Here is a 23368-nt window from a genome sequence, read left to right as displayed (position 1 = left end):
GCGTGATTTATCGGTTGCAAACGGTGCTCGTCCCAGCGAAGCAGGCAGCTGACAGCCGTCGCCAAACTTCTCCCTGTGGCTATGGGTCCCTGCGTGCGCAGGGACGACACCGAGGGTGTGGATACGCCTTGACTAGAACGCGCGCTCCTACGACGCCCGCACCTGCCAGAACCGCAGCGTGCGCCGCGCGTCCTCCGTCGTCATTCTCGCAAAATGATCCTGCGCCCTGGCGAGATCGGCCGGCTTCATCGCGCCCGTCGCGAAGCGGCTTTCGAGCACGGCGGCCGTCGTCTCCCAGCTGAGCTGCGCCGCCTTGCACGGCACCAGCAGACCGTCCTCGCGCAAGCTCTGCATCAGCGGGCGAATCACGTCGACCGTCGACCCGGACAACGCCGCAAGGCTCGCCACGGTCTCCTCATAGCGCCGCTGTCTGGCGAAGCCGGACAACGCCGCCTCATCAAGCTGGCCGGTCGCCTTGAGGCCTGCGATGGCGCGCTTGGCGCCTTCGAAATCGCGGACACCGGACATCTCGCGCTCGACGCCGATGGTGACGGCTGCGATCGCGCTCTGGATTTCCTCGAACAGATGCGGCGGCGCGCGCGACAACAGGCGGGCGCGCACGGCATCCGTCGCCGAGCGCAGCAATTGGAGGCGCAGATCCGATGGCAAATCGATGCGAACGCCGACGCTGACGGCGAGCTCCGGATCGCTCTCGGCCTGTCCGACGATGATGGCAAATCCGTCTCCGGAGACGCGCGCGCCGGGATTGGCGGCGAGCCGCCGGCTGACGCTGGGATAGCGGCGCGCCAGCAGCGCGTCGGTGACGATCTCCTTCAGCCACCAGCGCCCGGCCATCGCGAGCAGATGCGGCTCGCCCTTGCTGGAGGCGATCTTCACCAGTTCGCCGTCGTCGAGGCGCGCGGATTCCTGCAGCACGGGACCGGCGATGCGGATCTCGTCATTGTTGGCGAGGCGGCGGATCACGGACGGCGGTGCCTGCGCGACCGGCGCGAGCTGGGCGCTGATCTCGGCGAGCGCGATGCGTGCGCCCATGTCGGCGATGGCGCGCAGCTCGATGGTGCCGATCAGGCGCTCGAGCACGTCGTCGAACAGTGCGATCTGCTCGTCGTCAAAGCTGCCGGCGGAAGACAGGAACAGGTCGGTGACGCGGCGGGCGGTCTCGAGCCCCTTTTCCGGCGAGCCTGCCCGAATCGCGGATTCGACCTCGTCGATGATCGATTGCTGGGCCTTGGACATCACGTGCTGCTCGTCCCGAGCGGTTAACGGAAGCTTTTTCTAAGCAACCGTTATCATTAGAGAGGAGCGCTGAAGGTTTGGTAAACCATGCACCGGCGAGAATAGGGCGATCGCTGCCACGGAACGGATGCGTTCCCTCTCCCGCAAGCGGGAGAGGTGAGAGAGCTCGTGGCGCGATTTGTGTAACCAAAAGCCGGCTGGCGCCTATTCCCCGTTCCACCCGCAAGCCCTGAGCTTCTCGTGCATGTGCGGCGGGGCCGGCGCCACGACGCGGACCGGCTCCTTGTTCCGGGAGATCGGCACCACGATCTCGCGGGAATGCAGGTGCAGGCGCGGCTCGCCGAAGCGCGGGCCGTTGCCGTAAATGTTATCGCCGAAGATCGGCCAGCCGGTCGCGGCTGAATGCACCCGCAATTGATGGGTCCGGCCGGTGACGGGTTCCATGGCAAGCCAGGTCAGACCCTCGCCCCGGCCCATCACCTTCCAATTGGTGATGGCCTTCTGCCCCTCCGGGTCCGGCTTCTGCCACCAGCCGCGCTCGGCGTTGAGCCGGCCGAGCGGCATATCGATCGTGCCTTCGTCTTCGGTGGGCCCGCCCTCGACCACGGCCCAGTAGGTTTTGCCGATCTTGCCGTGCTTGAAGAGGAGGCCGAGCGATGCGGTCGCCTTGCGATGGCGGCCGAGCACGAGGCAGCCGGAAGTGTCCTTGTCGAGCCGGTGAGCCAGCACCGGCGGCCGCGGCAGGCCGAAGCGCAGCGCGTCGAAGGAATCCTCCAGATTGGCGCCGCCCTTGGGACCGCGATGCACGGGAAGGCCGGCCGGCTTGTTGATGACCAGCATCAAGCCGTCGCGATGGAGCACGCGCGACAAAATCTCCTCGGCGGTCAATTCGGGAACATCGAGCAATTGCAAGACTTTCGTTTAGGAGCCGGAACGGCTAACACACCAGTGCGGCGGATTTGGCATTCGCTCAGTGGTCGCCGCAACCGCCAAGCGAATGCCAAATCCAAAAGCTGCAAATTTCTCCCGTGCCGCTCTTCGATTTGAAGTTCCTAACCGAACTTGCGGCAAGAGAGTAGGAACTTCAAATCGGCGGCACGAGCACCCATGAACGATACCTCCGAGACCCCCAAGCTGAGCTGGTGGCGCCGCCTGTCCAACGGGCTGAAGCGCACGTCGTCCTCGCTCGGAACAGCGGTCGCCGACCTCGTCACCAAGCGCAAGCTCGACCGCGCCATGCTCGACGACATCGAGGACGTGCTCTTGCGCGCCGACCTCGGCACTTCGGTCGCGGTGCGGATCGCCGACGCCGTCGGCACGGGGCGCTACGACAAGGCGATCTCGGCGGACGAGGTCAAGGACGTCGTCGCGACCGAGGTCGAGAAGGTGCTGGCACCGGTGGCCAAGCCGCTCGAGATCGATGCGGGCAAGAAACCGTTCGTCATTCTCGTGGTCGGCGTCAACGGCTCCGGCAAGACAACGACGATCGGAAAGCTCTCGCAAAAATTCGCCTCCGAAGGCCGCAAGGTGATGCTGGCCGCCGGCGACACGTTTCGCGCGGCGGCCATCGAGCAGCTCAAGGTCTGGGGTGAACGCACCAGGACGCCCGTTATCGCGGGCGCACAGGGCTCGGATTCGGCCAGCCTCGCCTTCAATGCGCTGACGGCGGCGAAGGACCAGAGCATCGACGTGCTTCTGATCGACACCGCCGGCCGCCTGCAGAACAAGGCCGAGCTGATGAACGAGCTCGAAAAGGTCGTGCGCGTCATCCGCAAGGTGGATGCCAGCGCGCCGCACGCGGTGCTGCTGGTGCTGGATGCCACCGTCGGCCAGAACGCGCTGTCGCAGGTCGAGGCCTTCCATCGCACCGCGGGGGTCACCGGCCTCGTGATGACCAAGCTCGACGGCACCGCGCGCGGCGGCATCCTGGTGGCGCTTGCGGAGAAATTCAAGCTGCCGGTGCATTTCATCGGCGTCGGCGAAGGCGTCGACGATCTCGCGCCGTTCACCGCGCGTGACTTCGCCCGCGCCATCGCCGGAATCGAGAGCTGAAGAATGGACAAGACCCAGCCGCATCCGCTGTTCAAGCTCGCGACCGAGCTTGGTCCGCTGCTCGTGTTCTTCTTCGTGAATGCGAAGTTCAATCTGTTCGCCGCAACCGGTGCCTTCATGGTGGCGATCGTGGTGGCGATGGTCGCCTCCTATGTGGTGACGCGCCACATCCCGATCATGGCGATCGTGACGGGCGTGGTCGTATTGGTGTTCGGCACGCTGACCCTGGTGCTGCACGACGAGACCTTCATCAAGGTCAAGCCGACCATCATCTACGGCCTGTTCGCCGCGATCCTCGGCGGCGGCCTGCTGTTCGGCCGCTCCTTCATCGCCGTGATGTTCGACCAGATGTTCAACCTGACCCCGCAGGGCTGGCGCATCCTCACGCTGCGCTGGGCGTTGTTCTTCGCCGGCATGGCCGTGCTGAACGAGATCGTCTGGCGCACCCAGAGCACCGACTTCTGGGTGAACTTCAAGGTGTTCGGCGTGACGCCCATCACGATGATCTTCGCCATCGCCCAGATGCCGCTGACCAAGCGCTACCACCTCGAGCCGGTATCGCTGGAGACCAGCGAGGCGGAGGCGGGGGATGTGAGCAAGGGGTAGGGCGAAACGTCGACCCACATACCGCTGTCATTCCCCGCGAAAGCGGGGAATCCAGTACGCCGCGGCTTCTCCGTATACGTCTGACGTCTCTGGAATACTGGATCGCCCGATCAAGTCGGGCGATGACAGTTGAGTGTGTCGCACGAGCGCGGCGATCAGCTCCCCGCCGCCTTCAGCGCCTTCTCCATCTGCGGCATCAGCACCGTCCGCAGATTGTCCGGCGTGATCGGCCCCACCAGCTTGTAGACGATGGTGCCCTCGCGCCCGACGACGAAGGTCTCCGGCACGCCATAGACGCCCCATTCGATCGAGGCGCGGCCGTTCGCGTCCACGCCGACGCGGCCGAACGGGTTGCCGTAGCGGCCGAGGAAGCGGCGCGCGTTGTCGGAGGCGTCCTTGTAATTGATGCCGATCAGCTGGAAGCGCTTGTCCTTGGCGAGCTCGGTCAGGAGCGGCGCCTCGTCATGGCACGGCACGCACCAGGACGCCCAGACGTTGACCAGGCTGACCTTGCCCTTGAACGCGGCGGGATCGAGCCCCGGCACCTGGGCGCCATCGTCCTGCAATCCCTCCAGCGGCGGCAGCGCCGTCTGCGGCGCCGGCCGACCGATCAGCGCGGAGGGAATCCGCGAGGGATCGCCGCTGCCGAGCCGGAACCAGAACAGCAGCGCAAGTCCGATGAAGGCGATCAGCGGCAGCACCATCAGGAAGGTGCGGCGCTGCGGCGGGGCGGAGGTCGACTGATCGCTCATCGCAGCTCCGTCGCGCTGCGGCCTGAACGACGGGTGATGCCGCGCTCCTCCAGTTCGCGCAGGCGCTGCGTCTGGCTGCGATAATCAAGCATGACCCAGCCGATCAGGATCGCGACCACGACGGCCGCCGCGGCATAGGACGTCACGATGAAAGAGGCGTAGGGACCGAGCGACATGATCAAGCGGCCCCGACTTCGTTTGAAGCGTTTTCTCCACGCGAACCGTTTTCGCTCGAAAACGCGATGCGGCTCGCCTGCATCATCTGCAGCGAGCGGACGCGGCGGCGCAGGATCTCGTTGCGCATCGCAGCCAGGTGCAGCGTGACAAACAGCAGCGTGAACGCGATCGCCATCACCAGCAGCGGAATCAGGAACGACTTGTCGAGGGCAGAGCCGCCCATGCGCATCACCGAGGCCGGCTGGTGCAGCGTGTTCCACCAGTCGACCGAGAACTTGATGATGGGCAGGTTGATGGCGCCGACCAGGGTCAGCACCGCCGCGGCGCGCGCCGCGCGCGACGGATCGTCCACCGCGCGCCACAGCGCCATCAGGCCGAGATACATCAGGAACAGAATCAGCACCGAGGTCAGCCGCGCATCCCATTCCCAGTAGGTGCCCCACATCGGCCGGCCCCACAGCGAGCCCGTGAGCAGCGCGAGGAAGGTGAAGGCGGCGCCGATGGGAGCGGCAGCTTTGGCGGCGACGTCGGCAAGCGGATGCCGCCACACCAGCGTGCCCAGCGAGGCGATGCTCATCACGCCCCAGACGAACATCGACAGCCAGGCATTGGGCACGTGGATGAACATGATCTTCACGGTCGCGCCCTGCTGGTAGTCGTCGGGCGCGTAGGCAGACTGGTAGAGGCCGATCGCGAGCAGGATGACGGTCGCGGCCGCGAGCCACGGCAACACCCGCGCCGTGAGCGCGAGGAACCGTGTCGGATTGGCGAGGTCGATCAGCGTCATGGTATCCTGATAATCACCGGGGGCCGCTCAGGCAATCAGCACGAAAGGCCGCAGCGAAAATTGATCGGAGTCAAGGTCAGTCGAGCTCATCTCAATCGAGACCATGGCGCAGGCTCGCCGCCGCCGCGAACGGGCCGATGACGAGGCTGACCAGGGACAGCGCGCAGAGGATCGAGAACGGCGCCCCGAACGTCATGGGACCGACGATCACGGCCTGCGAGGCCGCAACGCCGAAGATCAGCACGGGAATCGACAGCGGCAGCACGAGAACGGCCATCAGCAGACCGCCGCGGTGCAGCGTCACTGCCAGTGCCGCGCCGATCATGCCGGTGAAGGTCAGGGCCGGCGTGCCCGCCAGCAGCGTCAGCGCCACCGCACCGGTTGCGACCATGTCGAGGTTGAGCAACAGGCCGAGCACGGGGGTTGCGACGATCAGCGGCAGGCCGGCGGCCAGCCAATGCGCCAGCGCCTTGGCGGCGCAGGCGAGTTCCAGCGGCGTCCGGCTCATCGTGATCAGGTCGAGCGAGCCGTCCTCATGGTCGGCCATGAACAGCCGGTCCAGGGTGAGCAGGCTCGCCAGCAGTGCGCCGAGCCACAGGATCGCCGGCCCGAGCCGCGACAGCAGCGCCAGATCCGGCCCGACCGCGAACGGCATCAGCACCACCACGGTCAGGAAGAACAGCACGCCAATCAGCGCCCCGCCGCCAACGCGCAGCGCGATCCGGATGTCCCGGCGAATGAGAGCGGCAAGGGCGGTCATGGGGTGACCTCGCCGAGTGATACGGCTGCGTCGGAGCCTGGCCGCGAGCACCCTGCGCTCCCTCCCCCCTTGTGGGGGAGGGTAGGGGAGGGGGGTAGCCCCGGGAGGGATGGTTGTCGGGGGCGGGCGGCCAGCAACAGAGCGCCTGCTTCCCCAACACATGAAGCGAGAGGTCCTGCCGTGTGGCACCCCCCTCCCTGACCCTCCCCCACAAGGGGGGAGGGAACGGAGAGAGCGCCGGCCGGCCACTTGGAAAACTGAGGGTCGATGAATTTCACGCCGCACCTCCGATCCGCAGCTCCCGCGAATCGATCCCCAGCGGCGCGTGGGTGGCGGCGACGATCAGGCCCCCGCGCGACAGGTGCTCATGCATCAGGCCGCCGAACATGTCCTGGCCGGCCACGTCCAGCGCCGTGGTCGGCTCGTCCAGGAGCCAGACCGGGCGCCGCACGGCCAGCAGCCGCGCCAGCGAGAGCCGGCGGCGCTGGCCGGCGGAGAGGAAGGCGGCCGGCAGATGGGTCGCGTGGTCGAGACCGACCTTGGCGAGGCTCTCGGTCGCGTCGCAACGCTCGCCGCCGAGAAAATCGGCCCAAAAGACCAGATTTTCCGCCACGCTGAGGGCCGGCTTCAGGGCGTCGCGATGGCCGAGATAGTGGCACTGCTCCGGCACCGTCAGCTCGGCGTCGCCCCCGTCCAGCGCGATCGTGCCGCCGGCCGGAACGAGCAGGCCCGCGATCAGCCGCAGCAGCGAGGTCTTGCCCGATCCGTTGCGACCCGTCACCGCCACGGCTTCGCCCGAGCCGGCCGCGAATTCGAGGCCGGCGAACACCTCGCGTCCGCCTCGTACGCATCTGAGCCCGTGACCTGAAAGCCGCATCTCGCCTCGTTTCAACCCACTCAAAGCCAGGCCTCAGGAAATCTTGGGGTAGCGCATGGGAATTTTTGGCTCGCGGATTGCTGCGGCACGATTGTGGCTGTGGCGGCGCCGTTAGAAAGCTTCTATAAGCCCGGAACTACTTGATGCAGCAACTCAACCTGCCCCTGCAAGCGGCCCAGCCTGATACGCTAACGGTGTTAAAATACCCTGCCGGGTATAACTAACAATTGGGATCTCCTACATGACCTCGCTCGACAGCTTCAAATGCAAAAAGACCCTCAAGGTCGGCGCCAAGACCTATGTGTATTACAGCCTGCCCACGGCCGAGAAGAATGGTCTGAAGGGAATTTCGAAACTTCCCTATTCGATGAAGGTCCTGCTCGAGAACCTGCTGCGCAACGAGGACGGCCGCTCGGTCAAGAAGGAAGACATCGTCGCGGTGTCGAAATGGCTGCGCAAGAAGTCGCTGGAGCATGAGATCGCCTTCCGTCCCGCGCGCGTCCTGATGCAGGACTTCACCGGCGTGCCCGCGGTGGTCGACCTCGCCGCGATGCGCAACGCGATGCAGAAGCTCGGCGGCGATGCAGAGAAGATCAATCCCCTGGTTCCCGTCGATCTCGTCATCGACCACTCCGTGATCGTGAACTTCTTCGGCGACAACAAGGCCTTCGGCAAGAACGTCACCGAGGAATACAAGCAGAACCAGGAGCGCTACGAGTTCCTGAAGTGGGGCCAGAAGGCGTTCTCGAACTTCGCCGTCGTGCCGCCCGGCACCGGCATCTGCCACCAGGTCAACCTCGAATATCTGGCCCAGACGGTCTGGACCAAGAAGGAGAAGATGACGGTCGGCAAGAAGACCGGCACCTTCGAGGTCGCTTATCCCGACTCGCTCGTCGGCACTGATTCGCACACCACCATGGTCAACGGTCTCGCCGTGCTCGGCTGGGGCGTCGGCGGCATCGAGGCGGAAGCCTGCATGCTCGGTCAGCCGCTGTCGATGCTGCTGCCCAACGTCGTCGGCTTCAAGCTGAAGGGCGCGCTGAAGGAAGGCGTCACTGCGACCGACCTCGTGCTGACCGTGACGCAGATGCTGCGCAAGCTCGGCGTGGTCGGCAAGTTCGTCGAGTTCTTCGGCCCGGGCCTCGACCATCTCTCGGTCGCGGACAAGGCGACCATTGCCAACATGGCGCCCGAATATGGCGCGACCTGCGGCTTCTTCCCGGTCGATGCCGCCGCGCTCGATTATCTCAAGACCTCGGGCCGCGCCTCGGCGCGGGTCGCGCTGGTGCAGGCCTATGCCAAGGCACAAGGCCTGTTCCGCACCGCCAAGTCGCCCGACCCGGTGTTCACGGAGACGCTGACGCTCGATCTCGGCGACGTCGTGCCGTCATTGGCCGGCCCGAAGCGGCCCGAAGGCCGCATTGCGCTGCCCGCGGTCGCGGAAGGCTTTTCGCTCGCACTCGCCAGCGAGTACAAGAAGGCCGCGGAGCCGGCGAAGCGCTTCCCGGTCGAAGGCAAGAACTACGATCTCGGTCATGGCGATGTCGTGATCGCCGCCATCACCTCCTGCACCAACACCTCCAACCCGAGCGTGTTGATCGGCGCCGGCCTGCTCGCCCGCAATGCGGTGAAGAAGGGCCTGAAGGCCAAGCCCTGGGTGAAGACCTCGCTCGCGCCGGGCAGCCAGGTGGTCGCGGAATATCTCGCGAATTCCGGCCTTCAGGCTGATCTCGACAAGGTCGGCTTCAATCTGGTCGGCTTCGGCTGCACCACCTGCATTGGCAATTCCGGTCCGCTGCCGGAGGAGATCTCGAAGTCGATCAACGACAACGGCATCGTCGCGGCCGCCGTGCTCTCCGGCAACCGCAACTTCGAAGGCCGCGTCTCGCCGGACGTGCAGGCGAACTACCTGGCCTCGCCGCCGCTGGTCGTCGCCTATGCGCTCGCCGGCAGCGTCACCAAGAACCTTGCCGCCGAGCCGCTCGGCGAGGGCAAGGACGGCAAGCCGGTGTACCTGAAGGACATCTGGCCGACGACGAAAGAGATCAACGCCCTCATGAAGAAGTTCGTGACCGCGTCGATCTTCAAGAAGAAGTATGCCGACGTGTTCAAGGGCGACACCAACTGGCGCAAGATCAAGACGGTCGAGAGCGAGACCTATCGCTGGAACATGTCTTCGACCTATGTGCAGAACCCGCCTTATTTCGACGGTATGAAGAAGGAGCCGGAGCCGGTCACCGACATCGTCGAGGCGCGCATCCTCGCCATGTTCGGCGACAAGATCACCACCGACCACATCTCGCCGGCCGGTTCGATCAAGCTGACCTCGCCCGCTGGCAAGTATCTCAGCGAGCACCAGGTGCGTCCGGCCGACTTCAACCAGTACGGCACGCGCCGCGGCAACCATGAAGTGATGATGCGCGGCACCTTCGCCAACATCCGCATCAAGAACTTCATGCTGAAGGGCGCCGACGGCAACATCCCGGAAGGCGGCCTCACCAAGCACTGGCCCGACGGCGAGCAGATGTCGATCTACGACGCCGCGATGAAGTACCAGCAGGAGCAGGTGCCGCTGGTGGTGTTCGCCGGCGCCGAGTACGGCAACGGCTCCTCGCGCGACTGGGCGGCGAAGGGCACGCGTCTGCTCGGCGTTCGCGCCGTGATCTGCCAGAGCTTCGAGCGCATCCACCGCTCCAACCTGGTCGGCATGGGCGTGCTGCCGCTGACCTTCGAGGAAGGCACCTCATGGTCGTCGCTGGGTCTGAAGGGTGACGAGAAGGTTACGCTGCGCGGCCTCGTCGGCGACCTCAAGCCGCGCCAGAAGCTGACTGCGGAGATCGTCTCCGGCGACGGTTCGCTGCAGCGCGTTTCGCTGCTCTGCCGCATCGATACGCTGGACGAGCTCGACTACTACCGCAACGGCGGCATCCTGCACTACGTGCTGCGCAAGCTCGCGGCGTAAGCGCGGATTTGTGAACGATGGCTCACTGCGAAGTGAGTAGAAGCCAAAACGAAGGCGGCCTATCAAAGGCCGCCTTCGCGCGTTTGCGGTACGTTTCAGATGGGCCCGCCCGGCGAAAAACCGTCCCTTGGACGGTTGCCTGGACGGACGAATGTACCGCGCCCCGTAAGACTACGGTGACCATCCGGCGATAAGATTCCCCTTTCCACGAGCAATGGTGTGCGGCGTTCGACATGACGACAATGACGGCTTCTCATCCGATTTCGCGCTGGTCCAATGCCCTCTGGACGGGAGCTCTCGGCATCTGCGCGATCATCGCTGTCATCCGTCCCGCTCAGGCTGATCCCCGCGCCGTTGTTGAATTGTTTACCTCGCAGGGCTGCTCCTCCTGCCCGCCCGCCGACCAGATCATCGGCGATCTCTCGAAAGACCCGTCGATCATCGCGTTGAGCATGCCGATCGACTATTGGGACTATCTCGGCTGGAAAGACACGCTGGCGGACTCGCGCTTCTCTGCACGGCAGCGTGCCTATTCGCGGATGCGCGGCGACCGCGAGGTCTACACGCCGCAGGCCGTCGTCAACGGCTCAACGCATGTCATCGGCAGCGATCGCGCCGGCATCGAGAATGCGATCGGCAAGACCGACAAGGGCACCGGCGTGATGAGCGTGCCGGTGACGATGTCACTGTCGGGCAAGCACATCAACGTCTCGGTGGCCGCAAGCAAGGAGCCCGCGGTCTCGCACGGCGAGGTCTGGATCTGCTCGATCGCCAAGTCGGTGCCGATCGCGATCACCCGCGGCGAGAATCGCGGACAGCAGGTCACCTATCACAACGTGGTACGCAACCTGCTCAAGGTCGGCGACTGGACCGGCCGTCCGGAAAGCTGGACGGTGCCGATCGAGAACCTCACGCGCGACGGCGTCGACGGCGCGGTGGTCTATGTCCAGGACGGCAGCCGGGAGAAGCCCGGCCCGATGCTCGGCGCGGCGTACACGTCGCTGCATTGAAGCGCAGAGGTACTCAAGACAATCAGGCTCTCGTCATTCCGGGGCGCCCCAGTTGGCGCGAGCCCGGGATCCATTGATCCATCATCTGAGCTGAGAAATGGATTCTCAGGTGCGCAATTGCGCACCGTAGCTCGCGCTTCGCGCGCCCCGGAATGACAGCGGCCGGCAACATCCCGACACAAACAAAAAAGGACCAACTTGCGTTGGCCCTCCTTGCCGTGCGTACAGACCCGATCCTGTTCGACCCCGGGGGGCTGGGGGCTGAGGAATCCGGAACCGAAAGGACCGGGTCAACGCACGGAAGCCCTTATCGCAATGCAGGGCGGCAGGCGGTGGGCGGAAAAACGGCGAGACTATGATTCCTGCTAACGATCCCGTGACGGTTTGCCGCGACAAAGTTCCACCCCTGCGTGTGCCCTGACCCGGGGCCGATTCGGTGGGTTGAGCCCCTTGCGGCGCGGAACGGTTGGCGCGATCATGCAATTGTCATGAGCCGCGGTTCCGGGGACGGTCTTCGCGGACGCGGTCATGGCGTGCGATGAGGAGGCGCTTCCCATGAGCCTGATGTCGGAGGATGCCGATCCGAGCGAGCAGCGCGCGGCGGCGCGCCCCGCCGCTGCGAATGCGCAGCCGAACCGGGTGACGTTCAACCGGCTCGAGCTGCACCGGATTCTCAATCTCTACGGCCGCATGGTCGCCGACGGCGAGTGGCGCGACTACGCCATCGACTTTCTGAAGGACCGCGCCGTGTTCTCGGTCTATCGCCGCGCCTCGGAAGTGCCGATCTATCGCATCGAGAAGGACCCGCGGCTCGCGCGCAAGCAGGGCATGTACAGCGTGATCTCGGCGACCGGGCTGATCCTGCGCCGCGGCCATGAGCTTGAGCGGGTGTTGCTGGTGATCGATCGGAAGCTGGCGGTGGTGTGACGGGACTTTCGCAGCCCGGATGAGCGCAGCGACATCCGGGTCTTGTCTCGCAGCGTTCCCCGGGTATCGCTGCGCTCACCCGGGCTACAGAACCTACCTCTCCGGCACCGTGCTTGCGCCCTCGCCGAGGTCGCGCTGCATCATCACCGTGTCCAGCCAGCGGCCGAATTTCAGCCCGACATTGGGATGCGTGCCGATCATCTTGAAGCCGGCTTTGGTGTGCACGCCGATCGATCCGGCATTGGCGGAATCGCCGATCACGGCGATCATCTGGCGAAAGCCGCGCGCCTCGCATTCGGTGATCAGCCGTTCCAGCAGCAACGAGCCGACACCGCGGCGGTGGAAGGCGGGGTCGAGATAGATCGAGTTCTCCACCGTGAAGCGGTAGGCCGGCCGCGGCCGGTAGGCGCCGGCATAGGCATAGCCGGCAATGCTGCCATCGAGCATGGCGACGAAATAGGGATAGCCGCCGTCGATCAGCGTGCGGTAGCGACGCGTCATCTCGGCGAGGTCGGGCGGCTCCAGCTCGAATGTCGCCGTGCCCTCGCGGACGGCCTGCTGGTAGATGGCGGTGATGGCGGGAAGGTCGGCCTCGGTGGTGGGCCTGATTTCGGGTGCGGACATGGCGGCAAGATAGCAGCGGTATTGCAACGAGCAACGCTGTTTCCGCATGCGTCATGGTCGGGCATGACGGAGTGTTACGCATACAAAAACCCCGGCCTCTCGGCCGGGGTTCATGTCGTTCACTCAGGTCGTCGCTTACTCGCGCTGGCCGAGCAGCTGCAGCAGCAGCGTGAACAGGTTGATGAAGTTCAGGTACAGTGACAGCGCGCCGGTGATGGCCGCACGCTCTGCGATGTCACCGCCGGCCGAGGCGTAGCCGTAGATGTAGTCGTTCTTCAGCCGCTGGGTGTCCCAGGCGGTGAGGCCCGAGAACACCAGCACGCCGACCACCGACACGATGAACTGCAGCATCGAGCTGGCCAGGAACAGGTTCACCAGGCTGGCGAGGACGATGCCGATCAGGCCCATGAACAGGAACGAGCCCATTCCGGTCAGGTCACGCTTGGTGGTGTAGCCGTAGAGGCTGAGGGCACCGAAGGTCGCCGCGGTGATGAAGAACACCCGCACGATCGAGGTGTGCGTGAACACCAGGAAGATCGACGACAGCGAGATGCCCATCAGCGCCGAGAACACCCAGAACAGGATCTGGGCGGTCGAGGGGGCGAGACGGTTGATGCCTGCCGAGATCACGAACACCATCGCGAGCGGCGCGAGCATGAACAGCCACTTCAGGGGGCTGACGAACATGGCGTAGCCGAACGGCGTCAGGAACAGCTTGCCGACGCGGACCGCTTCCGGGGTCGCAACGTCGGTCACGGCGGCCATGTAGACGCCGAGGGCGGCAAGGCCAGTGATGGCCAGGCCAATGGTCATGTAGTTGTAGATGCGCAGCATGTAGGCGCGCAGGCCGGCATCGACCGTCGCGGCGTCAACACGCCCGGCGGCCCTGCCGAAAGGAGAAGCGTAGTTACGGTCTAGGTCCGACATGGTCGAATTCCCGTTGGTTGGTCCGGTCCGGCACGAGGGTCGCCATGCCGCCGGTTCGTCAAATTCTATCTCGGATACCGATGCCAGCCGACTAAATTCTGGCTAACAATCGGGGCTCCGAACCCATCCGATATGTGGGAAACTAACACATTCGCTGCAACCGTCCACGCGCGGCTGAATGTCGCCCTCACCCACAATCCGGACGAGTAGTCGTGGTTAATCGCAGGAATCGTGCGATTCCGCTCCCGCGCGGCGACCCGCTACATTTTGTCACAAATTCCGCAACACCGTCGCGGGCTTTTTGTTCAAGGCCAGCAGCGTGCCGGCGAGTCCCAGCCCGACGGTGACCACGAGGGCGGCCGCGACCACGCCGGCCGCGCTGCCGGCCTGCCAGACGAAGCTCAGCGTCATCAGCCGCGTCACGATCATCCAGGCTGCGATGCTGCCGGCGATCACGCCGAACACCGCGGTGGCGAGGCCGATCAGGAGGTATTCGAGCGCATAGGCGCCCAGCAGCCGCAGCCGCGTCGCGCCCAGGGTCTTGAGGATCACTGCATCGTAGACGCGGTGGCGGTGGCCGGCTGCGAGCGCCCCGCCCAGCACCAGGATCGCCGAGATCAGGGTGACGGCACTGGCGCCGCGGATCGCCAGCGCCAGGTTGGTCACCACCGAGCCGACCGTCTCCATCACCTCGCGCACGCGCACGCTCGTCACCATCGGATAGGCGTCGGCCACCTGCTTGATGATCTTGCCGTCGCCCGCGGCGTGGCCGCCGGCCTCGGTCAGCGTTGCGATATGGGTATGCGGGGCGCCCTTGAAGGCGTTCGGCGAGAAGACGAGGACGAAATTTATGCCGAGCCCCTGCCAGTCGATGGTGCGCAGATTGCCGATTTTCGCCGGGATGTCGCGCCCGAGCACGTTGACCACGATCTCGTCGCCGAGCTTGAGGCCGAGTCCGTCGGCGATCTTCTTCTCCATCGAGACCAGCGGCGGCCCGGAATAATCGGCGCTCCACCACTCGCCCTCGACCACCTTGGAACCTTTCGGCAGGTCGCCGGTGTAGGTCAGGCCGCGGTCGCTCTGCAGCACCCATTCGGAATCGGTCGTCGGCTTGAGTTCTTCGGCGCGCACGCCGCGCGCCGCGACGATGCGCCCGCGCAGCATCGGCACATCCTCGACCTTCGCGCCGGGAGCGATCTGGCGCAGATAGCCGTCGAACTGCTCGGCTTGCGCGCTCGGGATGTCGATGAAGAAAAAGGATGGCGCCTGATCGGGCAGAGCTGCGAGGAACTGCCGGCGCAGATTGCCGTCGATCTGGGTGATGGTGACGAGCACGGCGAGCCCGAGCCCCAGCGACAGAACGACCGAGGGCGTCAGCGCACCCGGCCGGTGGATGTTGGCGATCGCCAGCCGCAGCATCGGCAGCCGCGTCCGCGGCAGCCGCCGTGCGCCTGCCATCAGCAGGGCGGCGATGCCGCGCAGCAAAGCGAACACGACGACCGAGGAGGCGACGAACACCGCCGCGATGCGCTTGTCGAAGGAGAGGCCGATCACGACGGCCATGAGCAGGGCGATCACGAGCCCCATGAACAGGAGATAGCCCAAGCGCGGCCGGTGCCATTCCGAGCTGATGGTGTCGCGGAACAGCGCGGCGACCGGCACGTCGTGCACGCGGCCGAGCGGCCACAGGCCGAAGGCCAGCGCGGTCAAGAGGCCGTAGACGAAGGACAGCGCGAGCTCGTCGGCATGCACGGCCGGCACCACCGGCAGCGGGAGCAGCTTGCCGAACAGCCCGACGATCGCGAAGGGCATGGCGGCGCCGAGCACGAGGCCGATCACCGAGCCGATGCCCGCGAGCAGCATGACCTGCGCAAGATAGATGCCGAAGACGTCGCGCCCGGTGGCGCCGACGGCCTTGAGGGCCGCGATCACCTCGAGCCGGCGGTCGATATGGCTCTTCACGGCATTGGCGACGCCGACGCCGCCGACGAGAAGGGCGGCGAGGCCGACCAGGGTCAGGAACTGCGTGAAGCGGCTGATGTTGCGCTCGAGCTGCGGCGAGGCATTGGAGCGGCTGCGGATCTCCCAGCCGGCCTGCGGCGCGGCGTTGCGGGCGTCCGCGATGAAGGCTTCGGTGGCGCGCTCGTTGTTCGCGGCATCGGGCAGCTTGACCCGGTAGACCCAGCGCACCAGGCTGCCGGGCTGAATCAGGCCGGTGGCGCGCAAGGCTCTCTCGCTGATCAGGAAGCGTGGCCCGAAGCCGATGCCGCCGGCGAGCTTGTCGGGCTCGGATTCGACCGTCGAGCGGATCTGGAAGGTCGCCGAGCCGATGGTGACGCGGTCGCCGGTCCTCAGCGAGAGCCGCGCCAGCAGCGTCGGATCGGCGGCGGCGCCGAATACGCCGTCACGCTCCGCGAGCAGGTCGGACATCGGCAGGGGCGGTGCCAGCGTCAGCTGTCCCAGCAACGGATAGGTGTCGTCGACCGCCTTCATCTCGACCAGCGCCAGCTTGCCGTCGGTCGTGCGCGCCATGCCGCGCAAGGTCGCCGCCGTCGACAGCGTACCGCGCGAGCGCAGGAAGGCGACCTCTTCGGGCTTGGCCTCGCGCTGGAACAATACGAAGGAGACGTCGCCGCCGAGCAGCGTGCGGCCTTCGCGCGCGAGACCATCGGAGAGGCTCGCGGACACCGAGCCGACGCCGGCGATCGCCATCACGCCGAGCGCGATGCAGGCGATGAAGACATAGAAGCCGCGCAGGCCCCCGCGCAATTCGCGCAGCGCGTAGCGCAGCGACAGCGCGACGCCGCCCGGCCTCGCGAATGGTTCGACTGCCGCGCTCATGCCGGCGCAGACTGCGTGTCGATGCGCCCCGAGCGCAGGCGGATGACGCGATCGCAGCGATGCGCGAGCGAGGAATCGTGCGTGACCAGCACCAGGGTCATGCCGCGCTCGGCGTGCTTGCTGAACAGGAGATCGACGATCTGTTTTCCGGTTGTCTCGTCGAGATTGCCGGTCGGCTCGTCGGCGACGAGGATCGCGGGATCGGGCGCCAGCGCGCGCGCGAGCGCAACGCGCTGCTGCTCGCCGCCGGAGAGCTGCGTCGGATAGTGATGCAGGCGGTCGCCGAGCCCGACCGATTGCAGCTCCTGCGCCGCGCGCCGCGCAGCATCGGGATTGCCGGCAAGCTCGAGCGGCACGGCGACGTTCTCCAGCGCCGTCATGGTCGGAATCAGGTGGAAGGACTGGAAGACGATGCCGACCTGGCGGCCGCGGAAGCGGGCCAGTGCGTCCTCGTCGAGGGCATTGAAAGGCGTGCCTGATACCACCACCTCTCCGCTATCAGGACGTTCCAGCCCCGCCATCACCATCAGCAGCGTGGATTTGCCCGAGCCTGACGGGCCGATCAGGCCGATCGTCTCGCCCGAGGCGACCCGCAGGCTGATATCCTTGAGGATGTGAACGCGTGCCGCGCCCGTGCCCAATGAGAGATTGACGTTGGAGATGGCGATGGTGTCCGCGGCGGTAGCGGCGAGCGAAGAGGGGTCGATGCGAGTGTCCATGGTCCGGTCATATGGCAACTCCGACAGCGCGGTCGAGAGGCGTTACGGATTGTTCATGCACATAGCCGTGTTGATGCTCGCTTTGATGACGATCGCGCCCCCCGCTTGGGCGGAAGCGACAAAGCCGATCAGGCTCGTCGTTCTCGGCGATTCCCTCAGCGCCGGTCTCGGCCTCCCGGCCCAGGAGGCGTTTCCCCAGAAACTCAAAAAAGCGTTGCAAGACAAAGGCATAGAGGTCGAAATGATCAATGCCGGCGTGTCCGGCGACACCTCCTCCGGCGGCCGCGACCGGCTCGACTGGTCGGTGCCCGATGGAACTGATGGCGTCATCGTCGAGCTCGGCGCCAACGACGCCTTGCGCGGCATCGATCCTGACCTGACGCGCGCCGCGCTGACCGACATCATCCAGCGGCTTAAGGCGCGCAAGATCGCGGTGATGCTCTGCGGCATGCTGGCGCCGCCGAATTACGGCACTGACTATGCCGCGCGCTTCAATTCGATTTATCCGGATCTGGCGAAAAAATTCGATGTGCCGCTCTACCCGTTCTTCCTCGAGGGCGTTGCGGCCGACGCCAAGCTCAACCAGGCCGACGGCATTCATCCGACTGCGGCCGGCGTCGACATCATCGTCGCCAACATCCTGCCCACAGTGGAGGCATTCCTTGGCACGATAGCTGAGCAACAGCGTTGAAATGCGGGCAGCGCTAACCCTAATTCCCAGGGTTTTCCCGGGATGGCCCGCGCGGTGCTTCGCAGAGTCACACAACTGCGATAGGAATCAGGGTACCGGTGATTCGTCACCGGCTCTAAAATTTGGATATGGTCTTTCCCAAGGATCATGCCCAAGCATCGGGAGTGCGAAACGATGCCGCGTTTGTTCACGGGTCTGGAAATTCCGGCCGAGATCGGCCACTCGCTTTCCAACTTGAGGGGCGGCCTTCCCGGCGCCCGCTGGATTGATCCCGAAAATTATCACGTCACCTTGCGCTTCATCGGCGACATCGACGGCGCGTCCGCCAACGAGATCGCCTCGCTGCTGTTTCGCGTCGACCGCAAGCCTTTCGAGGTGAAGGTGCAGGGGCTCACGAGCTTTGGCGGCCGCAAGCCGAGGGCAGTCGTCGCGACGATCGCGCCGAGCAAGCCGCTGATGGAATTGCAGGCCGAGCTCGAACGCATGATGCAACGGATCGGCCTCGATCCTGAAGGACGCAAGTTCATCCCGCACGTCACGCTGGCCCGGCTGTACGACGCCTCCGACCGCGACGTCGCCGACTATCTCTCGCTGCGCGGCTACTTCCCGAGCAAGGCGTTCATGGCGGAGCGCTTCGTGCTGTTCTCATCGCGAGCCTCCACCGGCGGCGGGCCGTATGTCGTCGAGGACGCCTACGAGCTGTGCGCGTGAGCTCTTCACTCCTGCGCGCTATCGAAGCGGCGCAATGCCTGATAGGCCGATGTCGGTCTTCGCGAAGTCCTCGCCTTTGAACAGCAGAGGTTCGCTGCGGGTGACGGCCAGCGCGTAGGAAAAACAATCACCGTAATTGAGTGATGCGGCGTGACGTCCCTTGCCGTAGCGCCGCCAGGCGCGCCGTGCAGCATCGACTTGTTGGGCGTCGACCGGCACGATCTCGGCGCCGATCTTGACGAGCCAGAGATCGAACTCGCGCCCGCCCGCATCACCTAGCCGCGTCTCGATCACCATCGTTGCTTCAAGCACCGTTGCTGCCGAGATCAGGCGGATCGGATCGTCTACGATCAATCGCTCGATATCCGCCGCATCGTCTTCGTCGAGTGCGATTGCCACGATTGCCGATGTATCGATCACCATCAGCGCGGCAGTCCATGCTCGTCGTATCCGAGAATTTCCTCAGGCGTGCGATCATCCAGGACGCGCATCTCGCTCCAGCGCCGCCTGATCTCCGCCATCTCTTCCAGCAGCGCGTCTTTACGAGTTTGACCGCCGAGCCGGCGCAGTCGCTCCTCGATGGCGCGCTTGGTGGCGGTCGTGATGGTCTCGCCGGTCAGTTGCGCGAGGCTCCGCGCCAACTGCTCCGTCTCGGGGTCCTTGATGCTGAGCGCCATGTTGAGGTTCCTTGGTTCCTTATCAGGTATATTCTACCTCGTTGGAACGCAAGATTTGATTCTTAGGAGGGGGCCGGCGTAGCGGGTTTGAGCTTGCAACCGTCCCCTCCCGGGGGAAGAAGCGCATAAGCCGTTGCGCCAATACGCAGTTGCAATTTCCGCCCATCTCTGGCGGTAAAGGGCGCATGCTCACCACCCCCGGTTCCTCTTTCCGCCAGGCATACCAGGCCCAGATCGCTTCCGGCGCGATCGAGCCCGATGCCGCGCAGGCCGAGGTCGCCGAGGCCTATGCGGCGCTCGACCAGCGGCTCGCCACGTACAAGCCGCAGCGCAAGCAGGGTCTGCTCGCCCGCCTGTTCAGCAGCAATGACAAGGACGAGGCGCCGCGCGGGCTCTACATCCATGGCGAGGTCGGCCGCGGCAAGACCATGCTGATGGATCTGTTCTTTCAGCACTCTGCCGTCGAGCATAAGCGCCGCGCGCATTTTCACGAATTCATGGCGGATGTGCACGAGCGCATCTACGACTATCGCCAGAGCATCGCGCGCGGCGACATCGCCGACGGCGACGTCATCGCGCTGACCGCGAACGCGATCTTCGAGGAGAGCTGGCTGCTCTGTTTCGACGAATTCCACGTCACCGACATTGCGGACGCGATGATCCTGGGGCGCCTGTTCGCCAAGCTGTTCGAGCTCGGCACCGTGGTGGTCGCGACCTCCAACGTCGCGCCGGACGATCTCTACAAGGGCGGCCTGAATCGCTCGCTGTTCCTGCCCTTCATCAAGCAGATCACCGACCACATGGACGTCGCGCGGCTCGACGCGCGCACCGACTTCCGGCTGGAGAAGCTTCAGGGCGTGCCGATGTGGCTGACGCCGGCGGATGCCGATGCGGAAGCCGCGCTGGACCGCGCCTGGAAGCGGATGTCAGGCGGCGCCAAATGCAGGTCGCGCGACATTTCGATCAAGGGACGCATCCTGCACGTGCCGTGCTCGGCCCATGGCGTGGCGCGGTTCTCGTTTGCCGACCTCTGCGAGAAGCCGCTCGGCGCATCCGACTACCTCAGGCTGGCGCACGATTATCACACCATCCTGGTCGACCATATTCCAGTGATGGACCTCTCCCAGCGCAACGCAGCCAAGCGATTCATCACCCTGATCGACGCCCTCTATGACAACGCCGTGAAGCTGATGGCTTCGGCCGACGCGAACCCGATCTCGCTTTATCTCGCCCATGAGGGCGTTGAGGCCATGGAGTTCAAGCGGACCGCCTCGCGCCTGATCGAGATGAGCTCGGAATCCTATCTGGCGCTGGCTCACGGCCGCAAGGATTCCACCGCCAGCGGCTCGACCAAGGGCCTGGTCGAGACTTAAGTCCTATTTGCCAGCGCCATCATTCCGGGGCGTCGCGAAGCGGCGAGCCCGGAATCCATCGCGCCAAAAACTCTGCCGCCCGATGGATTCCGGGCCTGCGCCTGTCGGCGCATCCCGGAATGACGGACCCAGTATGGCTGCCATCGCGCCAAGCCCGACAATTGGGCATTCGGCGACTTGAACGGGGGAGACGAAAGGGATAACCACCCGTCTCAGTTTTCCCCTCCTTACGTGTCTAAAGGACAGGTTCACATGGCGCGCGACAAGATTGCTTTGATTGGCTCCGGTCAGATCGGCGGAACGCTGGCTCATCTCATCGGCCTGAAGGAGCTGGGCGACGTGGTGATGTTCGACATCGCCGAGGGCGTGCCGCAGGGCAAGGCGCTCGACATCGCGCAGTCCTCGCCGGTCGACGGCTTCGACGCGCACTACAGCGGCGCGAACTCCTACGAGGCGCTCGACAACGCCAAGGTCTGCATCGTCACCGCCGGCGTGCCGCGCAAGCCCGGCATGAGCCGCGACGACCTCCTCTCGATCAACCTCAAGGTCATGGAGCAGGTCGGCGCCGGCATCAAAAAGTACGCGCCCGACGCTTTCGTCATCTGCATCACCAACCCGCTCGACGCCATGGTCTGGGCGCTGCAGAAGGCGAGCGGCCTGCCGCACAAGAAGGTCGTCGGCATGGCCGGCGTGCTGGATTCGGCACGCTTCCGCTACTTCCTGGCCGACGAGTTCAACGTCTCGGTCGAGGACGTCACCGCCTTCGTGCTCGGCGGCCATGGCGACACCATGGTGCCGCTCGTGAAGTACTCCACCGTCGCCGGCATCCCGCTGCCCGACCTCGTCAAGATGGGCTGGACCTCGCAGGCGCGCCTCGACGAGATCGTCGACCGCACCCGCAACGGCGGCGCCGAGATCGTCAACCTGCTCAAGACCGGCTCGGCCTTCTATGCCCCGGCCGCGTCCGCGATCGCGATGGCCGAGAGCTATCTGAAGGACAAGAAGCGTGTGCTGCCCTGCGCCGCCTATCTCAACGGCGAGTACAGCGTGAAGGACATGTATGTCGGCGTGCCCGTCGTGATCGGCTCCAAGGGTGTCGAGCGCGTGGTCGAGATCGAACTCGCCGGCAAGGACCGGGAGGCCTTCGACAAGTCGGTCGGCGCGGTGCAGGGCCTGGTCGATGCCTGCAAGAAGATCGCCCCCGATCTTCTCGGCCGCTAAGCCGCAAGCAATACCCCGCCGAAGATCGAAACCCGGTCTTCGGCGGTTTCACTTCCGGAGCCCGGCTCACTGACTTGTCCAAGGCCGGGCGGGTTCCGGCTCAGTCCAGATCTCGAAGTCAAAGAATCCAGGTTGCAGTTCCTGTGGTATATGGTATGCCAGCCACAAGACTGAGGTGGGCCCATGGGGTCACCGCCCGCGGGTTCAGGGAGCGACCATATGAATATCCATGAATATCAGGCCAAAGCGCTGCTGGGCGAGTTCGGCGTGCCGATCTCCAAGGGCGTCCCGGTCCTCAAAGCCGCCGACGCTGAAGCTGCGGCCAAGGCGCTGCCTGGTCCGGTCTGGGTGGTGAAGAGCCAGATCCACGCCGGCGGCCGCGGCAAGGGCAAGTTCAAGGAGGCCTCTGCCGGCGACAAGGGCGGTGTCCGCATCGCCAAGTCGGCTGCCGAGGTCGCCGAATTCGCCAAGCAGATGCTGGGCGCGACGCTCGTGACCGTGCAGACCGGCCCGGCCGGCAAGCAGGTCAACCGCCTCTACGTCGAGGACGGCTCCGACATCGACAAGGAGTTCTATCTCTCCATCCTGGTCGACCGCGAGACCTCGCGCGTCTCCTTCGTGGTCTCGACCGAAGGCGGCGTCAACATCGAGGACGTCGCGCACAACACGCCCGAGAAGATCGTGACGTTCTCGGTCGATCCCGCCACCGGCATCATGGGCCATCACGGCCGCACCGTCGCCAACGCGCTGAAACTCTCCGGCGATCTCGCCAAGCAGGCCGAGAAGCTCACCGCGCAGCTCTACGCCGCCTTCGTCGCCAAGGACATGTCGATGCTGGAGATCAACCCGCTGGTGGTGACCAAGCAGGGCCAGCTCCGCGTGCTCGACGCCAAGGTGTCGTTCGACGACAACGCGCTGTTCCGTCACCCCGAGGTGCTCGCGCTGCGCGACGAGACCGAGGAAGACGCCAAGGAAATCGAAGCGTCCAAGTACGACCTCAACTACGTCACGCTCGACGGCAACATCGGCTGCATGGTCAACGGCGCGGGTCTTGCCATGGCGACGATGGACATCATCAAGCTCTACGGCATGGCGCCGGCCAACTTCCTCGACGTCGGCGGCAGCGCCAGCAAGGAGAAGGTCGCGGCCGCCTTCAAGATCATCACCGCGGATCCCAACGTGAAGGGCATCCTGGTCAACATCTTCGGCGGCATCATGAAGTGCGACGTGATCGCCGAGGGCGTCACGGCGGCGGTTCGTGAAGTCGGCCTCAACGTGCCGCTGGTGGTTCGCCTCGAAGGCACCAATGTCGAGCTCGGCAAGAAGATCATCGAGGAATCCGGACTGAACGTCGTTGCGGGCGACAATCTCGACGATTCCGCGCAGAAGATCGTGAAGGCCGTCAAGGGAGGCTAAG

23 protein-coding genes are annotated in these 23368 nt (G+C 65.2%); 10 read left to right on the top strand and 13 right to left on the bottom strand.

Going from position 1 to position 23368, the window contains the following annotated elements; genetic code table 11:
- Window positions 1-147 precede the first annotated feature (147 nt).
- Together ABIA42_RS32410 and ABIA42_RS32405 are read right to left on the bottom strand one after the other, a co-directional pair.
- Window positions 148-1257, bottom strand: a complete 1110-nt coding sequence (locus ABIA42_RS32410; protein ID WP_370117517.1) for a DUF2336 domain-containing protein — start codon at window positions 1255-1257, stop codon at window positions 148-150.
- Between the two features lie 204 nt (window positions 1258-1461).
- Window positions 1462-2163: an RluA family pseudouridine synthase gene (locus ABIA42_RS32405; RefSeq protein WP_370123816.1), complete on the bottom strand. Its 702-nt coding sequence runs from the start codon at window positions 2161-2163 to the stop codon at window positions 1462-1464.
- Window positions 2164-2364: 201 nt separating this feature from the next.
- On the opposite strand from ABIA42_RS32405, the gene ftsY reads away from it, so the two are divergent.
- Window positions 2365-3309 carry a signal recognition particle-docking protein FtsY gene (gene ftsY, locus ABIA42_RS32400; RefSeq protein WP_370117520.1) on the top strand — a complete coding sequence of 315 codons (945 nt, stop codon included), beginning with the start codon at window positions 2365-2367 and terminating at the stop codon, window positions 3307-3309.
- A gap of 3 nt (window positions 3310-3312) precedes the next feature.
- Window positions 3313-3915, top strand: a complete 603-nt coding sequence (locus tag ABIA42_RS32395; RefSeq protein ID WP_319330747.1) for a septation protein A — start codon at window positions 3313-3315, stop codon at window positions 3913-3915.
- A 155-nt stretch (window positions 3916-4070) separates the two neighbouring features.
- On the opposite strand, the gene ABIA42_RS32390 is transcribed toward ABIA42_RS32395, so the two are convergent.
- From ABIA42_RS32390 to ccmA, 5 genes are all read right to left on the bottom strand, one after another.
- Window positions 4071-4667, bottom strand: a complete 597-nt coding sequence (locus ABIA42_RS32390) for a DsbE family thiol:disulfide interchange protein (RefSeq protein ID WP_271527855.1) — start codon at window positions 4665-4667, stop codon at window positions 4071-4073.
- Window positions 4664-4849 carry a heme exporter protein CcmD gene (gene ccmD / locus ABIA42_RS32385; protein ID WP_370117524.1) on the bottom strand — a complete coding sequence of 62 codons (186 nt, stop codon included), beginning with the start codon at window positions 4847-4849 and terminating at the stop codon, window positions 4664-4666. Before ccmD ends, ABIA42_RS32390 begins: the two co-directional genes overlap by 4 nt.
- Window positions 4846-5631 (bottom strand): heme ABC transporter permease, encoded by a 786-nt coding sequence (locus ABIA42_RS32380; RefSeq protein WP_370117527.1) that lies wholly within the window; start codon window positions 5629-5631, stop codon window positions 4846-4848. Before ABIA42_RS32380 ends, ccmD begins: the two co-directional genes overlap by 4 nt.
- A gap of 91 nt (window positions 5632-5722) precedes the next feature.
- The gene (ccmB, locus tag ABIA42_RS32375; protein ID WP_028133288.1) at window positions 5723-6391 is read right to left on the bottom strand and encodes a heme exporter protein CcmB; all 669 of its coding nucleotides are present in this window, start codon (window positions 6389-6391) and stop codon (window positions 5723-5725) included.
- 274 nt (window positions 6392-6665) lie between these two features.
- A complete protein-coding gene (gene ccmA / locus ABIA42_RS32370; protein ID WP_370117531.1) occupies window positions 6666-7268 on the bottom strand; it encodes a heme ABC exporter ATP-binding protein CcmA in 603 nt (200 codons plus the stop codon).
- A 241-nt stretch (window positions 7269-7509) separates the two neighbouring features.
- On the opposite strand from ccmA, the gene acnA reads away from it, so the two are divergent.
- From acnA to ABIA42_RS32355, 3 genes are all read left to right on the top strand, one after another.
- The gene (gene acnA / locus ABIA42_RS32365) at window positions 7510-10230 is read left to right on the top strand and encodes an aconitate hydratase AcnA (RefSeq protein ID WP_271527849.1); all 2721 of its coding nucleotides are present in this window, start codon (window positions 7510-7512) and stop codon (window positions 10228-10230) included.
- A 233-nt stretch (window positions 10231-10463) separates the two neighbouring features.
- Window positions 10464-11240, top strand: a complete 777-nt coding sequence (locus ABIA42_RS32360) for a thioredoxin family protein (RefSeq protein ID WP_271527848.1) — start codon at window positions 10464-10466, stop codon at window positions 11238-11240.
- 555 nt (window positions 11241-11795) lie between these two features.
- Window positions 11796-12167: a DUF2794 domain-containing protein gene (locus ABIA42_RS32355; RefSeq protein WP_028177741.1), complete on the top strand. Its 372-nt coding sequence runs from the start codon at window positions 11796-11798 to the stop codon at window positions 12165-12167.
- A gap of 93 nt (window positions 12168-12260) precedes the next feature.
- Here the strand turns inward: ABIA42_RS32355 and ABIA42_RS32350 are convergent, their stop codons facing one another.
- From ABIA42_RS32350 to ABIA42_RS32335, 4 genes are all read right to left on the bottom strand, one after another.
- Complete coding sequence (locus ABIA42_RS32350; RefSeq protein WP_370117536.1) at window positions 12261-12791, bottom strand: N-acetyltransferase family protein; 531 nt, start codon at window positions 12789-12791, stop codon at window positions 12261-12263.
- A gap of 135 nt (window positions 12792-12926) precedes the next feature.
- The gene (locus ABIA42_RS32345; protein WP_028177739.1) at window positions 12927-13718 is read right to left on the bottom strand and encodes a Bax inhibitor-1/YccA family protein; all 792 of its coding nucleotides are present in this window, start codon (window positions 13716-13718) and stop codon (window positions 12927-12929) included.
- Window positions 13719-13988: 270 nt separating this feature from the next.
- The gene (locus ABIA42_RS32340; protein WP_370117539.1) at window positions 13989-16559 is read right to left on the bottom strand and encodes an ABC transporter permease; all 2571 of its coding nucleotides are present in this window, start codon (window positions 16557-16559) and stop codon (window positions 13989-13991) included.
- On the bottom strand, window positions 16556-17278 hold the full coding sequence (locus tag ABIA42_RS32335; RefSeq protein WP_194390809.1) for an ABC transporter ATP-binding protein: 723 nt from the start codon (window positions 17276-17278) through the stop codon (window positions 16556-16558). The genes ABIA42_RS32340 and ABIA42_RS32335 overlap by 4 nt, the downstream gene beginning before the upstream one ends.
- A 55-nt stretch (window positions 17279-17333) precedes the next feature.
- Between ABIA42_RS32335 and ABIA42_RS32330 the strand changes: the two genes are divergently transcribed.
- Window positions 17334-17969, top strand: coding sequence for an arylesterase (locus tag ABIA42_RS32330; RefSeq protein WP_370123819.1), 636 nt, complete (start codon window positions 17334-17336; stop codon window positions 17967-17969).
- Window positions 17970-18143: 174 nt separating this feature from the next.
- Complete coding sequence (gene thpR / locus ABIA42_RS32325) at window positions 18144-18680, top strand: RNA 2',3'-cyclic phosphodiesterase (protein ID WP_271527845.1); 537 nt, start codon at window positions 18144-18146, stop codon at window positions 18678-18680.
- An 18-nt stretch (window positions 18681-18698) separates the two neighbouring features.
- Here the strand turns inward: thpR and ABIA42_RS32320 are convergent, their stop codons facing one another.
- Together ABIA42_RS32320 and ABIA42_RS32315 are read right to left on the bottom strand one after the other, a co-directional pair.
- Window positions 18699-19103: a type II toxin-antitoxin system VapC family toxin gene (locus tag ABIA42_RS32320; RefSeq protein WP_271527844.1), complete on the bottom strand. Its 405-nt coding sequence runs from the start codon at window positions 19101-19103 to the stop codon at window positions 18699-18701.
- Window positions 19103-19357, bottom strand: coding sequence for a type II toxin-antitoxin system VapB family antitoxin (locus ABIA42_RS32315; protein ID WP_271527843.1), 255 nt, complete (start codon window positions 19355-19357; stop codon window positions 19103-19105). Before ABIA42_RS32315 ends, ABIA42_RS32320 begins: the two co-directional genes overlap by 1 nt.
- Before the next feature lie 185 nt (window positions 19358-19542).
- Between ABIA42_RS32315 and zapE the strand changes: the two genes are divergently transcribed.
- The 3 genes from zapE to sucC all read left to right on the top strand — a co-directional run bounded on the left by zapE (window position 19543) and on the right by sucC (window position 23367).
- On the top strand, window positions 19543-20730 hold the full coding sequence (gene zapE / locus ABIA42_RS32310; protein ID WP_370117544.1) for a cell division protein ZapE: 1188 nt from the start codon (window positions 19543-19545) through the stop codon (window positions 20728-20730).
- 252 nt (window positions 20731-20982) lie between these two features.
- Window positions 20983-21951 (top strand): malate dehydrogenase, encoded by a 969-nt coding sequence (gene mdh / locus ABIA42_RS32305; RefSeq protein WP_028177733.1) that lies wholly within the window; start codon window positions 20983-20985, stop codon window positions 21949-21951.
- 219 nt (window positions 21952-22170) lie between these two features.
- Complete coding sequence (gene sucC, locus ABIA42_RS32300) at window positions 22171-23367, top strand: ADP-forming succinate--CoA ligase subunit beta (RefSeq protein ID WP_370117547.1); 1197 nt, start codon at window positions 22171-22173, stop codon at window positions 23365-23367.
- Window position 23368: the final 1 nt, after the last annotated feature.

Source organism: Bradyrhizobium sp. USDA 327, assembly GCF_041262065.1.
Taxonomy (GTDB): domain Bacteria; phylum Pseudomonadota; class Alphaproteobacteria; order Rhizobiales; family Xanthobacteraceae; genus Bradyrhizobium; species Bradyrhizobium liaoningense.
This window is presented reverse-complemented; position numbering and strand designations above follow the sequence as displayed.